Source organism: Sphingomonas prati (assembly GCF_014643515.1).
GTDB lineage: Bacteria > Pseudomonadota > Alphaproteobacteria > Sphingomonadales > Sphingomonadaceae > Sphingomonas_R > Sphingomonas_R prati.
The window spans coordinates 713,561-727,436 of sequence record NZ_BMJP01000001.1 but is presented as its reverse complement, the minus strand read 5'-3'; the positions used below and the strand labels follow the sequence as shown (position 1 = coordinate 727,436).

Here is a 13,876-nt window from a genome sequence, read left to right as displayed (position 1 = left end):
CGACAGGCTCGAACCAAACGGGGTTGGGGATGGGTTCCGGGTTCGGATTTCAATACAGCGTGCGGTATGAGTGATTCCCCCCTTCGCCTGACGATCGATGGTGCCGCGCTGGTGGCGAACTGGCGGTGGTATGCCGCGCGGTCGGAGAAGGCTGCTTGTGGGGCTGCGGTCAAGGCGAACGGCTACGGCCTCGGCGCGCGCGACGTCGTGGCGCGGCTGGCGGCGGCGGGGTGCCGCGACTTCTTCGTGTCGAGTTGGGACGAGGCAGAGGCGCTGGGGCCGCTGGACGACGGGTTGTCGCTGTCGGTGCTGCACGGGTTGCGCGAGGCGGATCTGCCGCGGGCTTTGGCGGGGCGGGTGCGGCCGGTGCTGAATACGACCGGGATGGTGGCGCGGTGGAAGGCGGCGGCGGGGGATCGGCCGTGCGACCTGATGGTCGATACGGGGATGAACCGGCTGGGGCTTTCGCCAGCGGAGGCCGGGTCGGAGGTCGTCGACGGGTTGAGGATCGCGACGTTGATGAGCCATCTGGCGTGTGCCGATACGCCGGAGCATCCGTTGAATGCAGTGCAGGCGGAGCGGTTCGCGGCGCTGACCGGCGTGGTTGCGGCGGAGCGCTACAGTTTGTCGAATTCGGCAGGGATCTGTCTGGGGGCGGCGTATCGGTTCGACCTGACGCGGCCTGGGATCGGGCTTTATGGCGGGGAGCCGGGGCCGGGGGCGGAGCCTTTGCCGGTGGTCGGGTTGTCGGCGGAGGTCTTGCAGGTGCGAGCGGTCGAGGCGGGTGATGCTGTGGGGTATGGGGCGGACTTCGTCGCCTCGGGGCCGATGCAGGTGGCGACTTTGAACATCGGTTATGCGGATGGGTATCGGCGGGCGTTTGCCGGGGTCGGGACGGCCGTCGTCGGGGGCGAGGTTCGGCCGTTGATTGGGCGGGTTTCGATGGATCTGGTCGCGGTGGATGTGACCGGGTGCGATGTCGTCGAGGGGGATTGGGTCGGGCTGGAGTATCACCTGCCGACGGCGTCTGCGCTGACCGGGGTGTCGCAGTACGAGCTGTTGACCGGGCTTGGGCGGCGATATGCTCGGAACTGGGTTTGATTTGTTCGTCGCCCCGGGCTTGATCCGGGGTCCCGCTTTTTCTTCGCTGGCCTCGTAGAAGTGGGGTCCCGGATCAAGTCCGGGACGACGTTGGCGGGAGGTTGCGTCTAGGCCCCGGCCTTCGCCGAAGAACAGCACTACAGCTTAGACTGACACTTTGGCCCCGCCGTCGATCGTGACGGGCTGGTCCGGCCAGATGCCGCGGGTGTCGTAGACGAGTTTGGTGGCGCGTTCGCTCAAGGGGACGGAGCGGAAGATGTCGTGGTCGACGAGCACGATGAAGATCGGGCAGGTCTCGATCGCAGTGTCGATGTCGGTCAGTTCCGCGCCGGTGCCGTCGAAGGCGGCCGGGAGTGCGCTGGCATAGGGTTCGACGACGCGGATGCGGTCGCCGTGCTGCTTTGCGAGGGCGGCGGCGACCTTGACCGCGGGGCTTTCGCGGAAGTCGTCGATGTTCGCCTTGAACGCGAGGCCGAGACAGGCGACCGGGACGTCGGGCATCGCGGCGAGCAGCGCGCTGGCGCGTTCGACGACGTGGTCGGACTTTCGGTCGTTCACTTCGCGTGCGGTGCGGATGAGCGGGGTGTTCTGCGGGTCGCTGTGCACGATGAACCAGGGGTCGACCGCGATGCAGTGGCCGCCGACGCCGGGGCCGGGCGACAGGATGTTGACGCGCGGGTGGAGGTTGGCGAGGCGGATGACCTCCCACACGTCGAGCTGCATCGTGTCGGCCACGATCGACAGTTCGTTGGCGAACGCAATGTTGACGTCGCGGAACGCGTTTTCGGTGAGCTTCACCATCTCGGCGACGCGTGCGCTGGTGGTGATGCACTGGCCGCGGACGAAGCGGCGGTAGAACGCCATCGCCTTCCGTGCGCAACGCGGCGTGATGCCGCCGATGCAGCGATCGTTGACGACCAGTTCGTGCAGGATGCGGCCGGGCAGGACGCGTTCGGGGCAATAGGCGATCGACAGGTCCACCCCGTCGCCGCCGCGGCCGGGGACGCGCAGGTCGGGGCGGAGCTCGGCGATCAGATCGCGCAGTTGCTCGGTCGTGCCGACGGGGGAGGTCGATTCGAGGATGACGGTGTCGCCGACCTTCAGCACCGGCGCGATGGTGCGCGCGGCGTCGAGCACGAAGCGGGTGTCGGGGGCGTGATCGTCCTTGAACGGCGTGGGCACCGCGATGACGAAGACGTCGGCGGGCTCGACCGTGAGCGAGGCACGCAGCGTGCCGCGCGCCACGACCGCCTGGACCAGTGCGTCGAGATCGAGTTCCTCGATGTGGACATGGCCCGAATTGACGGTGTCGACGACGTGCGGCGTGACGTCGATGCCGAGCACGTGGCAGCCCGAACGCGCGACGACCGCGGCGGTAGGCAGGCCGATATAGCCGAGGCCGATGACGGAGACGGTAGGCGGCGTATCAGACGGCATCGGCGATGATCCTTGCGATCCGGGGGGCGGTGTGGCCGTCCCCGAACGGGTTGTGGGCTTGTGCCATGGCGGCGTGCGCGGCGGGATCGTCGAGCAAGCGGAGCGTTTCGGTGACGATCCTGTCCTCGTCCGTGCCGACCAGCCGCGCGGTGCCGGCGGTGATGCCCTCGGGACGCTCGGTCGTCTCGCGCATGACGAGCACGGGCTTGCCGAGCGCGGGCGCTTCCTCCTGCACGCCGCCGCTGTCGGTCAGGACGAGATCGGCCAGCCCGAGCAGCCGGACGAAGTGGGGATAATCGAGCGGGTCGATCATCGCGACATTGTCGCGCGCGCCGAGGATCGGGTCCATCGCGCGGCGGACGGCGGGGTTGGGGTGCACGGGGAAGACGATCGCGACGTCGGGGCGGTCCGCGATTCGCGCGACGGCGCGGGCGATCGCGTCCATGCCGCCGCCGAAGTTTTCGCGGCGGTGGGTGGTGACGGCGATGATGCGTTTGCCCGCAAACCGCTCGGCGAGCGCGTCGAGACTGGCGGCGAGTGCCGGTTCGGCGGCGATGCGGGCGCGGGTGGCGTGAAGTGCATCGATGACCGAATTGCCGGTCATGTGGACGGTGGCCGGGTCGATCCGCTCGGCAATCAGCGCGGCGGCGGCTGTATCTGTAGGGGCGAAGTGCAGGTCGGCGATGGTGGCCACGATGCGGCGGTTCACCTCCTCCGGCCAGGGGTGGTGGATGTCGCCCGACCTGAGCCCCGCCTCGACATGGCCGACGGGGATCTTGCGGTAATAGGCGGCGAGGGCGCCGACCATCGCGGTGGCGGTATCGCCCTGGACGACGACGCGGTCGGGCTTCACCTCGTCATAGACGCGGCCGAGTTTCGTCAGGAGGCGGGCGGTGAGCTGGTCGAGGCTCTGGTCCGGGGCCATGATGTCGAGATCGATATCGGGCACGACGTTGCCGATCGACAGGACCTGATCGAGCAGGCCGCGATGCTGCGCCGTGACGCAGATGAGCGTTTCGAGGCCGGGCGTCGCCTTCAGCGCGTGGACGATCGGGAACATCTTGATCGCTTCGGGCCGGGTGCCGAACACGAGCAGGATTCGGGCGGGGCGTGCGGTGGTCATGCCGGCTGTGTAGCGTGGATCGGGTAAGGTTTCTCCTAACGTGTTGTTCGGGTCGCCTCAGATGCCGGTGTAGGCGCGGTACCACTGGACGAATTGCGGCACGCCTTCGTCGATCGTGGTGCGGGGGGCGTAGCCGAGGTCGCGCTGGATGGCGGTGATGTCGGCATAGGTGTCGCGGACGTCGCCGGGCTGCATCGGGCGGAGGGTGCGGATCGCGGGGCGGTCGCAGGCCTGTTCGATCAGGTCGATGAGCCGGCCGAGTTCCTCCGACCGGTTGTTGCCGATGTTGTAGATGCGGTGTGGGGCGATGCTGCCCCCCGGTTTTTCTGCGCCGTCGTCCGGGGCGGGGGTGGCCAGGCAGGCGAGGATGCCGTCGACGATATCGTCGATATAGGTGAAGTCGCGCCGCATCGCACCGCCGTTGAACACGTCGATCGGGCGGCCCTCCAGGATCGCGCTGGTGAACAGCCAGAGCGCCATGTCGGGGCGGCCCCAGGGACCGTAGACGGTGAAGAAGCGCAGGCCGGTGAGGGGGATGCGGTAGAGGTGGGCGTAGCTTTCGGAGAGCAGCTCGTCGGCGCGTTTCGTCGCGGCGTAGAGCGAGACGGGGCGATCGGCGCGGTCCTCGACCCGGAACGGGAGCGCCGCGTTGCCGCCGTAGACCGACGACGACGACGCGTAGAGCATGTTGGCGACCGCGCGGTGGCGCGCGAGTTCGAGCAGGTTGACGTGGCCGACGAGGTTGGACTGGACATAGGCGCGCGGGTTTTCGAGCGAGTAGCGCACGCCGGCCTGCGCGCCGAGGTGGACGATGGCGCTGAGGTTGGTGGTGCCGACGGCGCTGTCGAGCGCGGCGTGGTCGGCGAAGTCGGCTTCTGCGAAGGTGAAGGCTTGCCGGTGCTCGGCTTGAAGGACCGCGAGGCGGTCGCGCTTCAGGCTGACCGGATAGTAGCTGTTGAGGTTGTCGATGCCGAGCACACGGTGGCCGTCCGCCAGCAGCCGGGCGGCGACGTGGAAGCCTATGAAGCCGGCGGCGCCGGTGACGAGGACGGTCATGGGGCGGGTCCCTCCAGAGGCGGATCGCGAACGTGCCGGCCCGACCTAGCCGATTGCATCCGGCGGAGGGCATCCCATTTTAACATCAACGAATGATTAGCGAGGCATCAGCATGACCCAGGAAACCGCAACGATCGCCGCCGGATGCTTCTGGTGCGTGGAAGCCGTGTTCGACGACCTCGTCGGGGTCGAGTCGGTCGAGAGCGGCTATATCGGCGGGCATGTCGAGAACCCGAACTATCGCCAGGTGTGCGACGGGAACACCGGCCATGCCGAGGCGATCCGGATCGTGTTCGACAACGAGCTGATCACCTTTTCCGACGTGCTGGAGATCTTCTTCCACGTGCATGACGCGACCCAGCTGAACCGGCAGGGGAACGACATCGGGACGCAGTATCGCTCGGCGATCTTCCCGCATGACGACGTGCAGGAAGCGGAGGCCCGCGCGGCGATCGAGCGGGCGCAGGCGCAGTCGGACAAGCCGATCGTGACGACGATCGAGCCGCTGTCGAAATGGTATCCGGCGGAGGATTACCACCAGGAGTATTTCGAGCGCGAGGGCAGCAAGAACGGCTACTGCATGGCGATCGTCGCGCCGAAGCTGCGCAAGTTCCGGAAGGCGTATTCGGAACGGTTGAAGGATGGGGTTAGCGCGAACGTCTGAGGCCCGGCTCCGCTTGATTTAGACCGACCCCCGTTCCGTTTGGTTCGAGCTTGTCGAGAACTCAGCGCTGAGTTCTCGACAAGCTCGAACCAAACGGGGTTGGGCATGATTACCGCGGCGCGGCGGCGCGGGCGAGGCGGTCGTTGATCGCCGCGCCGAGGCCGTCGTGGGGGATCGGGGCGACCGCGATGGCGGTGCAGCCGGAAGCGTCGGCCTGGTGGAGCGCCTCGAAGAGGTTTGCGGCGGCAGTGATCGGATTGCCTTCCGGTGACAGCGAGCGGTCGCCCGAGATCGGGCCGAAGCCGATGTGCCATTCTTCGGGCGTGGCGGTTTCGGCGTTCAGGCGGATCGGCAGCGACGGGGCGTAGTGGCTGGCGAGTTGGCCGGGGGCTTCGATGTTGTTCGACGAGAACGTCAGCGGGGTGAGGCCGGTGGCGTTGCGCAACATCTCCGTCGTGATCGGGCCGGGGCGGAGCAGGCGGAGCATATCGTCCGTGACGGCGACGATGGTGGACTCCAACCCTAGCACGGTCGGGCCGGCGTCTATGACGAGCGGGATGCGGTCGGCGAGGCTTTGCGCAACGTGGGCGGCGCGGGTCGGGCTGATGTTGCCGCTGGCGTTTGCGCTGGGGGCGGCGAGCGGGACACCAGTCGCTTCCAGAAGCGCGCGCATCGCGGTGTGTGCGGGGACGCGGATCGCGATGGTCGCGAGGCCGGCGGTGACCAGCGACGCGATGCCGCTATCCGAGCGGAGTGGTAGGACCAGCGTGAGCGGGCCGGGCCAGAATGTGGCGGCAAGTTTCTGTGCCAGCGGGTCGAACTCGGCGATCTGTTCGGCCGCGGCGAGGTCGAGGACGTGGACGATCAGCGGGTTGAACGAGGGGCGGCCCTTGGCGGCGTAGATCGCCGCGACCGATTCGCCGCGGGTGGCGTCCGCGGCGAGGCCGTAGACCGTCTCGGTGGCGATCGCGACGGGTTCGCCGGCACGGATCAGGGCTGCGGCCTCGGCGATCGCGGCGCTGCCGTAGGGGCGGATGGTTGGGCGTTTTGGCGGGTTTGGATCGGTCACCGGGCAACGCTATAGCGACCGAAAGGGCGCGTGAAAGCCCGTGAGGAGATCATGATGCCGTTTGCCGTTCCCGTCGCCGAACAGCGTTTCCTGTTGCAGCATGTGGCCGGCATCGATGCGCTGGCGGCGATGCCGGCCTTTGCCGATGCGACGCCGGACATGGTCGATGCGGTGCTGGAGGGGGCGGCGGCGTTTGCCGAGGGGTCGTTCGCGCCGCTCAACCGGGTCGGCGATACGGTCGGCGCGCGGCGGACCGAGGCGGGCGTCACGATGCCGCCGGGCTATGTCGCGGCGTATCACGACTATGTCGCCGGTGGCTGGGGGACGATCGACGCGGATGTCGCGCAGGGCGGGCAGGGGCTGCCGTTTTCGGTGGCGACCGCGGTGCTGGAGAGTCTCGGGACGGCGAACCTGTCGTTCGCGCTGTGCCCGACGCTGACGGTCGGGGCGATCGAGGCGACTTCGGCGCATGGCAGCGCGAGCCAGCAGGCAATGTATCTGCCCAAGCTGGTGACCGGCGAGTGGACCGGCACGATGAACCTGACGGAGCCGCAGGCCGGGTCGGACGTCGGCGCGCTACGCACCACCGCGACGCCGCAGGCCGACGGGACGTACCGGATCAAGGGGACCAAGATCTACATCAGCTACGGCGAGCATGATCTGGCGGAGAATATCGTTCACCTCGTGCTGGCCCGGACACCGGGTGCGCCGGCGGGGACGCGCGGGATCTCCCTGTTCGTGGTGCCGCGGTTTCGGGTCGGGGCGGACGGCGCGATTGGGGCGGCGAACGACGTGCGGTGCGTGTCGATCGAACACAAGATGGGGCTGCACGCGTCGCCGACCTGCGTGATGTCGTTCGGCGACCGCGACGATTGCATCGGCGAGATCGTCGGTCCGGAGCATGGCGGCATGCGCGCGATGTTCACGATGATGAACAATGCGCGGCTGAACGTCGGGCTGCAAGGCGTCGAAATCGCCGAGCGGGCGACGCAGGCGGCGGTCGATTACGCCACCGTACGCGTGCAGTCGGCGCGCGCCGGGGCGGCATCGCGCGAGTCGGTGGCGATCGTCGAGCATCCCGACGTGCGGCGCATGCTGCTGCGGATGAAGGCGCTGACGCAGGGCGCTCGGGCACTTTGCTATCACGCGGCGGGGCAGGTCGACCGCGCGCATCAGGGCGATGCGGCGGCGCGGGTGCGGGTCGACCTGATGACGCCGCTGGTGAAGGCGTACGGCACCGACGTGGGCGTCGAGGTGAGCGGGATCGGCATCCAGGTGCATGGCGGCATGGGGTTCATCGAGGAGACCGGTGCGGCGCAGCATTACCGCGATGCGCGGATCGCGCCGATCTACGAAGGGACGAACGGGATCCAGGCGGCGGATCTGGTCGGGCGGAAGCTGACCGGTGATGGCGGCGCGGGGCTGGCGGCGTTGCTGGCCGAGATTCGGGGCGAGGCTGCGGACGAGGCCGGGTTGATGATGCTGGTCGATTCGGTGGAGCGGGTGGCCGAGGCTTTGCGTGTTGGCGACGGGGATGATCGCTTGGCGGGGAGTTACCCGTTTCTCACAATGCTGTCGGTGGCGACGGCGGGGTGGCTGATGGCGCGGCAGGGACGGGCCGCGGTTGGCGACGACGGCTTTGCGCGGATGAAGCGGGCCGTGGTGCGGTTCTATCTGGATCGGTTGGTGCCTGAGGCGACCGGGTTGAGCGCGGGGGCGCTGGCTGGGGCGGCTGGGTTGTATGCGGTTGGGGTGGAGGAGTTGGTGGCCTGAGGCTCCCCTCCCTTTCAAGGGAGGGGCTGGGGGTGGGTGGTACCTGCTCACGATTGCGGCGTTGCAGGTGTGGTGCTGTTGCACCCACCCCCAACCCCCTCCCTTGAAAGGGAGGGGGCTTTCTGTTGTGCGTGATTAGGCCTCGACCTTCGTCAGCAGATCGTTGGCGTCCAGCCTCAGCCGGCGGATGCGGGCGGTGATTTGGGGCCATTCCTGGTCGAGGAACTGTTGGCGTTCGGTGCGGCGGAGGCGTTCGGTGGCGCCGTCGGCGACGAACATGCCGACGCCGCGGCGGACGGTGACGAGGCCGTCTTCCTGGAAGCTCTGATACGCTTTCGCGACGGTCAGCGGGTTGGCGCCCTGTTCGGCGGCGAAGGCGCGGACGGACGGGAGCGGATCACCGTCGCGGTAGCGGCCGTCGAGGATGGAATCGGAGATGCGGTCCCGTAGCCGCAAATAGACGGGGCGATCCTGTTCGGCCATGCGCCACACTGTACTAACACGGTGGAACGGTCAAGATCACCAGCGGGTGACAACGCTGTCGAGTGTCGGGCGCGGCCGTTCGTCGAGCGGGCGGGAGGGGGTGCCGATGAACATGAAACCGGCGATCCGGTCGTCCGGCCCGCCGCCCAGCGCATCGCGCACCATGTCGGAATAGGCCGCCCAGGTCGTCAGCCAGCCGCCGACGAAGCCCGCGGCATGGGTGGCGGCGAGCAGGTTCATGCAGACTGCGCCCGCGGAAAGCTCCTGCTCCCAAAGCTCGATCTTGCCGAGGACCGGCGCGGAGAGGACGACGACGAGCGTCGGGGCCTGGTACGCGAACTGGTCCGCGGCCTCTAACTCCTTCGCGCTGGCGGTGGGTTTCTGCGCGAGATAGGCGGCGCGCAAGAGGTCGGCGAAGGCGGCGCGGCGGTCCTGGTCGATGACGACGATGCGCCAGGGGGCGAGCTTGCCGTGGTCGGGCGTGCGGATCGCGGTGGCCAGGATATGGCCAAGTTGCGCCTCATCCGGGCCGGGGGCGACCATGTCGCGCGGCTTGCCGGAGCGGCGCGTGGCGAGGAGCGCGGTGGCGCTGGACGTGTCGTTGAACATGCTGCTCCTGCTACCAGTGTCATGGCGACGCAACAATCTTCTTCCCAGGCGCAATTTGTCCGTTAGTCTCCGCGCCAATCGACCGGCACCGCCCGGTCCTGTCTTGTCCCGTATGCGGAGCCGTCCAGTCCATGGCCACATCCTTCCCCCCGACCGCGATGCAGGGGCCCACGTTCCTCGGCCATCCGCGCGGGCTGTTCGTGCTGTTCTTCACGGAATTGTGGGAGCGGTTTTCCTATTACGGCATGCGGGCGCTGCTGATCTTCTACCTGACCAAGCACTTCCTGTTCGGGGACGAGCCGGCCTACGGGATCTACGGGGCCTATACGTCGCTGGTCTATGTCACGCCGGTAATCGGCGGGTATCTGGCCGACAAATATCTGGGCGCGCGGCGGGCGGTGCTGGTCGGCGGACTGTTCATCGCGGTCGGGCATCTCATGATCGGGTTGCTGGAAGGCCCGGTCGGGACGCAGGGCGGATATCTGAACGGCTTTTACCTGGGGCTGGCGTCGATCATTGTCGGGACCGGGTTCCTGAAGGCCAATATCTCGGTGCTGGTCGGGCAGCTTTATCCGCGCGGCGATGCGCGACGCGACCCGGGTTTTTCGATTTTCTACATGGGGATCAACATCGGCGGGGCGAGCGGGCCGATCATCTGCGGCCTGCTGGGCGAGACGGTCGGCTGGTCCTGGGGCTTCGGCGCGGCCGGGGTCGGGATGCTGCTCGGTCTTGTGGTGTTCGTGCTGTTCCGCAAGGACCTGATGGGCGTGGGCGAGCCGCCGGAGCCGGTGCTGCTGCGTGCGCGGACCGCGGTGGGCGTGTCGCGCGAGTGGGCGATCTACCTCGGTGCGTTCGCCGCGGTCGCGGTGGCGTGGTGGCTGCTGCAGAGCCAGGGCGTGGTGGGCACGTTGCTGGTGGTGTTCGCGGCATCGACGATCGGGTTCATCCTGTATCGCGCGGTCTTCACGCTGCCCAAGGTGGAGCGTGACCGGGTGTTCGGCGCGCTGTTCCTGATCGCGCTGTGCCCACTGTTCTGGGCGTTGTTCGAACAGGCCGGGTCGTCGCTCAACGTCTATACCGATCGTGCGGTCGACCGGTCGATGTTCGGGTACGAGATCCCGGCGTCGCTGTTCCAGTCGGTCAATTCGATCTTCATCGTCCTGATGGCGCCGGTGTTCGCGGCGTTGTGGACGTTCCTCGACCGGCGGCGGCTGGAGCCGAGTGCGCCGTTCAAGTTCGGCATCGGGCTGATCGTGATCGGGCTGGGGTTCTTGGTGCTGGTGTTCGGCGCGGCACTGACGCCCGGTGCGCCGACGCCGGCGATGTTCATCCTGCTGCTGTACTTCTTCCACACCGCGGCCGAGCTCTGCTTCTCGCCGGTTGGGCTGGCGGCGATGACGCGGTTGTCGGTCAGCAGCATGGTCGGCCTGATGATGGGCACATGGTTCCTGGCGACCGCGGCGGGCAATTTCCTGGCCGGGCAGATCGCGCAGGCGACCGGCGGCGAGAATGTCGGGCCGGAGCGCGTGCTGGAGGTGTATAGCCGGATCGGCTGGGTTTCGATCGTCATCGGCGTCGTCGTGCTGTTGATCGCGCCGTTCGTCGTGCGTCTGATGCATCTGGAACTGATGAAGGCGGGCGATCCGGTGCTGGCGGGGCAGGATACGCTTGCCGAACCGGCCGCGGCGGGCACGCGTACCGAGGGGGAACACAAGGCATGAAACGGGTCTGGATGACGGCATGCGCCGCACTCGCGCTGAGCGCGTGCGCGCAGACGCCGCCGGTGAGGAGCTTGTCCGCCGCGACGCCTGCTAAGGGGAATGCCAAGCCGACGTTCGATCGTGATCCTTATCCGTCGACCTATCGCCGCTATCCCGGCGTGCCGACGCTGGTGACGAACGTGACCGTGTATGACGGCGAGGGCGGGCGGATCGACAACGGATCGGTGCTGTTCGCGGACGGCAAGGTGGTCGAGGTCGGGCAGACGATCGCGGCGCCGGCGGGCGCGACCGTGATCGACGGGCGCGGCAAGTGGGTGACGCCGGGCGTCATCGATATCCACAGCCATCTGGGCGACTATCCGAGTCCGTCGGTGCAGGCCCTGTCCGACGGGAACGAGGCGACCGGGCCGGTGCGCGCCGAGGTGTGGGCCGAACATAGCGTGTGGCCGCAGGACCCTGGGTTCAGCCGTGCGCTGACCAATGGTGGGGTCACGACGTTGCAGATTCTACCGGGTTCGGCGAACCTGTTCGGTGGGCGCGGGGTCACGTTAAAGAATGTCTATGCCCGCACCGCGCAGGGGATGAAGTTTCCGGGCGCGCCGTACAGCCTGAAGATGGCGTGCGGCGAGAATCCGAAGCGCGTCTACGGATCCAAGGGGCAGTTGCCGCAGACCCGGATGGGGAACATGGCGCTCGACCGCCAGACCTGGATCGACGCGACCGAATATAAGCGCAAGTGGGATGCGTATGAGAAAAAGGTGCAGGACGGGGCCGCCAAGCCGGCGGACCAGCCGGGCCGGAACCTGCGCAACGAGACGCTGATGGGTGTTCTGAACGGTGAGATCACCGTGCAGAACCATTGTTACCGCGCGGACGAGATGGCGCAGGTGATCGATATGTCGAAGGAATTCGGCTACAAGGTGACCGCGTTCCACCATGCGATCGAGGCGTACAAGATCGCCGACCTGCTGAAGGCGAACGGGATCTGCGCCGCGGTGTGGGCCGACTGGTACGGGTTCAAGATGGAAGGCTATGACGCCGTCAACGAGAACCTGCCGCTGCTGCAGAAGGCCGGGGCGTGCGCGATGATCCATTCGGACGATCCGAACGGGATCCAGCGGCTGAACCAGGAAGTCGCCAAGACGCTGGCCGACGGGCGCCGCATGGGGATCGTGATCCCGGACGAAGTGGCGTGGGAATGGCTGTCGATCAATCCGGCCAAGGCGATGGGCATCGCGGACCGGACGGGGAGCCTGAAACCCGGCAAGATGGCGGACGTGGTGCTGTGGAACGGCAATCCGCTGAGCGTCTACACCCGGCCGGAAAAGGTCTGGATCGACGGGGCGCTGATGTATGACGCGATGGATCCGCGCCGGCGGCCGGTGTCGGATTTCGAACTGGGCCAGCCGGGCGAAGGGGACGTGAAGTGAAGCGGCTTGCTCTGATCGCCGCGCTGCTCGGCGCGACGCCGCTCGCGGCGCAGACCGTGGCGATTACGAACGCCAAGCTGGTGGTGGGCGATGGCGGCGGTCCGGTCGACGGCGGGACGGTCGTGATCAGCGGCGGGCGCGTGACGGCGGCGGGGCGCGGCGTCGCGGTGCCGGGCGGCGCGCGGGTGATCGATGCGCAGGGCAAGTGGGTGTCGCCGGGGCTGGTCGCAGGCTTTACGCGGCTGGGCATCGTCGAGGTCGACGGGGTGCGCGAGACGAACGACGCGGGGGCGGACAAGTCCGATTTCTCCGCGGCGCTCGACGTGTCGCTGGCGGTGAACCCGCGCGAGACGCCGATCGCGATCAACCGTGCGGAAGGGATCACGCGCGCTGTCGTCGCACCCGATACGGGCAAGACGATCTTCGCAGGCCAGGGCGCTGTGATCGATCTGGGCATGGACCCGAATGCGGTGATGCGGCCGCGGGCGTTCCAGTTTGTCGAGTTCGGTGAGAGTGCTGCGGCGACCGCGGGCGGCAGTCGCCCGGCGGCGTTCGCGATGTTCCGCAACGCGTTGCAGGAGGCGCGCGGCTATGCCCGCAATCCGGGGCAGGCCGGCGGGCGGATCACCGACGGGATGCTGACCAAGCTCGACGCCGCGGCCCTCGTGCCGATGGTCGAGGGGCGCGTGCCGATGCTGGTGCATGTCGAGCGGGCGTCGGACATCGTGCAGGTGCTCGATCTGGTGCGCGAGTTTCCGTCGCTGAAGCTCGTGCTGGTCGGCGCGTCGGAGGCGTGGATGGTGGCGCCGCAGATCGCGGCGGCGCGCGTGCCGGTGCTGGCGTCCGCGCTGGCCGATCTGCCCGCGAGTTTCGAGGCGCTGGCTGCGACGCAGTCCAACATCGGCCGGTTGCAGGCGGCGGGTGTGACCGTCGGCATCGGCATGATCAACGACGACGAGGCGCGGCAGGCGCGGCTGATCAAGCAATATGCCGGCAATCTGGTGGCGTTGACGCGCGTGCCGGGGGCGACCGGGCTCGACTGGGGCCATGCGTTCGCGACGATCAGTTCGGCGCCGGCGGCCGCGCTGGGGCTGGACGGCGAGATCGGATCGCTGCGGCCCGGGCGGCGCGCAGATGTCGTGATCTGGGACGGCGATCCGTTGGAGGTCTCGTCCGCGCCGGTGATGGTGATGATCGACGGGGTGGAACAGTCGCTGGTCAACCGGCAGACGAAGCTGCGTGATCGCTATGCGGTGCCGCAGGAGGGTGCGTTGCCCAAGGCTTATGAGCGGTAGTTGCCGTCCTTGATGCGGGGCGTTGCGAGCGCTGTTCGTGATGGTATCCCCGCGAAGGCGGGGATCCAGTCTTCTTCTGCCGACGTCGGCATCCAAGCTGGACCCCCGCGTCCGC

At 68.0% G+C, this 13,876-nt stretch carries 12 protein-coding genes; 6 read left to right on the top strand and 6 right to left on the bottom strand.

Going from position 1 to position 13,876, the window contains the following annotated elements; genetic code table 11:
- The first annotated feature begins 66 nt into the window (after positions 1-66).
- Positions 67-1,101, top strand: coding sequence for an alanine racemase (alr, locus tag IEX50_RS03235; RefSeq protein ID WP_157175685.1), 1,035 nt, complete (start codon positions 67-69; stop codon positions 1,099-1,101).
- 144 nt (positions 1,102-1,245) lie between these two features.
- Here the strand turns inward: alr and wecC are convergent, their stop codons facing one another.
- The 3 genes from wecC to IEX50_RS03220 are packed head-to-tail and all read right to left on the bottom strand — an operon-like array spanning position 1,246 to position 4,717.
- Positions 1,246-2,538 carry a UDP-N-acetyl-D-mannosamine dehydrogenase gene (wecC, locus tag IEX50_RS03230; protein ID WP_157175686.1) on the bottom strand — a complete coding sequence of 431 codons (1,293 nt, stop codon included), beginning with the start codon at positions 2,536-2,538 and terminating at the stop codon, positions 1,246-1,248.
- Entirely contained in the window at positions 2,528-3,661 is a 1,134-nt protein-coding gene (gene wecB / locus IEX50_RS03225) for a non-hydrolyzing UDP-N-acetylglucosamine 2-epimerase (protein WP_157175687.1), read from the bottom strand. The genes wecC and wecB overlap by 11 nt, the downstream gene beginning before the upstream one ends.
- Positions 3,662-3,718: 57 nt before the next feature.
- Positions 3,719-4,717, bottom strand: a complete 999-nt coding sequence (locus tag IEX50_RS03220) for an SDR family NAD(P)-dependent oxidoreductase (protein ID WP_157175688.1) — start codon at positions 4,715-4,717, stop codon at positions 3,719-3,721.
- 112 nt (positions 4,718-4,829) lie between these two features.
- Between IEX50_RS03220 and msrA the strand changes: the two genes are divergently transcribed.
- On the top strand, positions 4,830-5,381 hold the full coding sequence (msrA, locus tag IEX50_RS03215) for a peptide-methionine (S)-S-oxide reductase MsrA (protein ID WP_157175689.1): 552 nt from the start codon (positions 4,830-4,832) through the stop codon (positions 5,379-5,381).
- A 109-nt stretch (positions 5,382-5,490) separates the two neighbouring features.
- Here the strand turns inward: msrA and IEX50_RS03210 are convergent, their stop codons facing one another.
- Complete coding sequence (locus IEX50_RS03210) at positions 5,491-6,450, bottom strand: L-threonylcarbamoyladenylate synthase (protein ID WP_184075179.1); 960 nt, start codon at positions 6,448-6,450, stop codon at positions 5,491-5,493.
- A 51-nt stretch (positions 6,451-6,501) separates the two neighbouring features.
- Here IEX50_RS03210 and IEX50_RS03205 point away from each other — a divergent pair, with 51 nt between their 5' ends.
- Positions 6,502-8,223 (top strand): acyl-CoA dehydrogenase, encoded by a 1,722-nt coding sequence (locus IEX50_RS03205; RefSeq protein WP_157175884.1) that lies wholly within the window; start codon positions 6,502-6,504, stop codon positions 8,221-8,223.
- 135 nt (positions 8,224-8,358) lie between these two features.
- Here the strand turns inward: IEX50_RS03205 and IEX50_RS03200 are convergent, their stop codons facing one another.
- Together IEX50_RS03200 and IEX50_RS03195 are read right to left on the bottom strand one after the other, a co-directional pair.
- The gene (locus IEX50_RS03200) at positions 8,359-8,706 is read right to left on the bottom strand and encodes a GntR family transcriptional regulator (RefSeq protein ID WP_157175690.1); all 348 of its coding nucleotides are present in this window, start codon (positions 8,704-8,706) and stop codon (positions 8,359-8,361) included.
- 36 nt (positions 8,707-8,742) lie between these two features.
- Positions 8,743-9,315, bottom strand: a complete 573-nt coding sequence (locus IEX50_RS03195) for a nitroreductase family protein (RefSeq protein WP_157175691.1) — start codon at positions 9,313-9,315, stop codon at positions 8,743-8,745.
- Positions 9,316-9,446: 131 nt separating this feature from the next.
- Here IEX50_RS03195 and IEX50_RS03190 point away from each other — a divergent pair, with 131 nt between their 5' ends.
- The 3 genes from IEX50_RS03190 to IEX50_RS03180 are packed head-to-tail and all read left to right on the top strand — an operon-like array spanning position 9,447 to position 13,761.
- Positions 9,447-11,036, top strand: a complete 1,590-nt coding sequence (locus IEX50_RS03190) for a peptide MFS transporter (RefSeq protein ID WP_157175692.1) — start codon at positions 9,447-9,449, stop codon at positions 11,034-11,036.
- Entirely contained in the window at positions 11,033-12,466 is a 1,434-nt protein-coding gene (locus tag IEX50_RS03185) for an amidohydrolase (RefSeq protein ID WP_157175693.1), read from the top strand. Before IEX50_RS03190 ends, IEX50_RS03185 begins: the two co-directional genes overlap by 4 nt.
- Positions 12,463-13,761: an amidohydrolase family protein gene (locus IEX50_RS03180; protein WP_157175694.1), complete on the top strand. Its 1,299-nt coding sequence runs from the start codon at positions 12,463-12,465 to the stop codon at positions 13,759-13,761. The genes IEX50_RS03185 and IEX50_RS03180 overlap by 4 nt, the downstream gene beginning before the upstream one ends.
- Positions 13,762-13,876 lie beyond the last annotated feature (115 nt).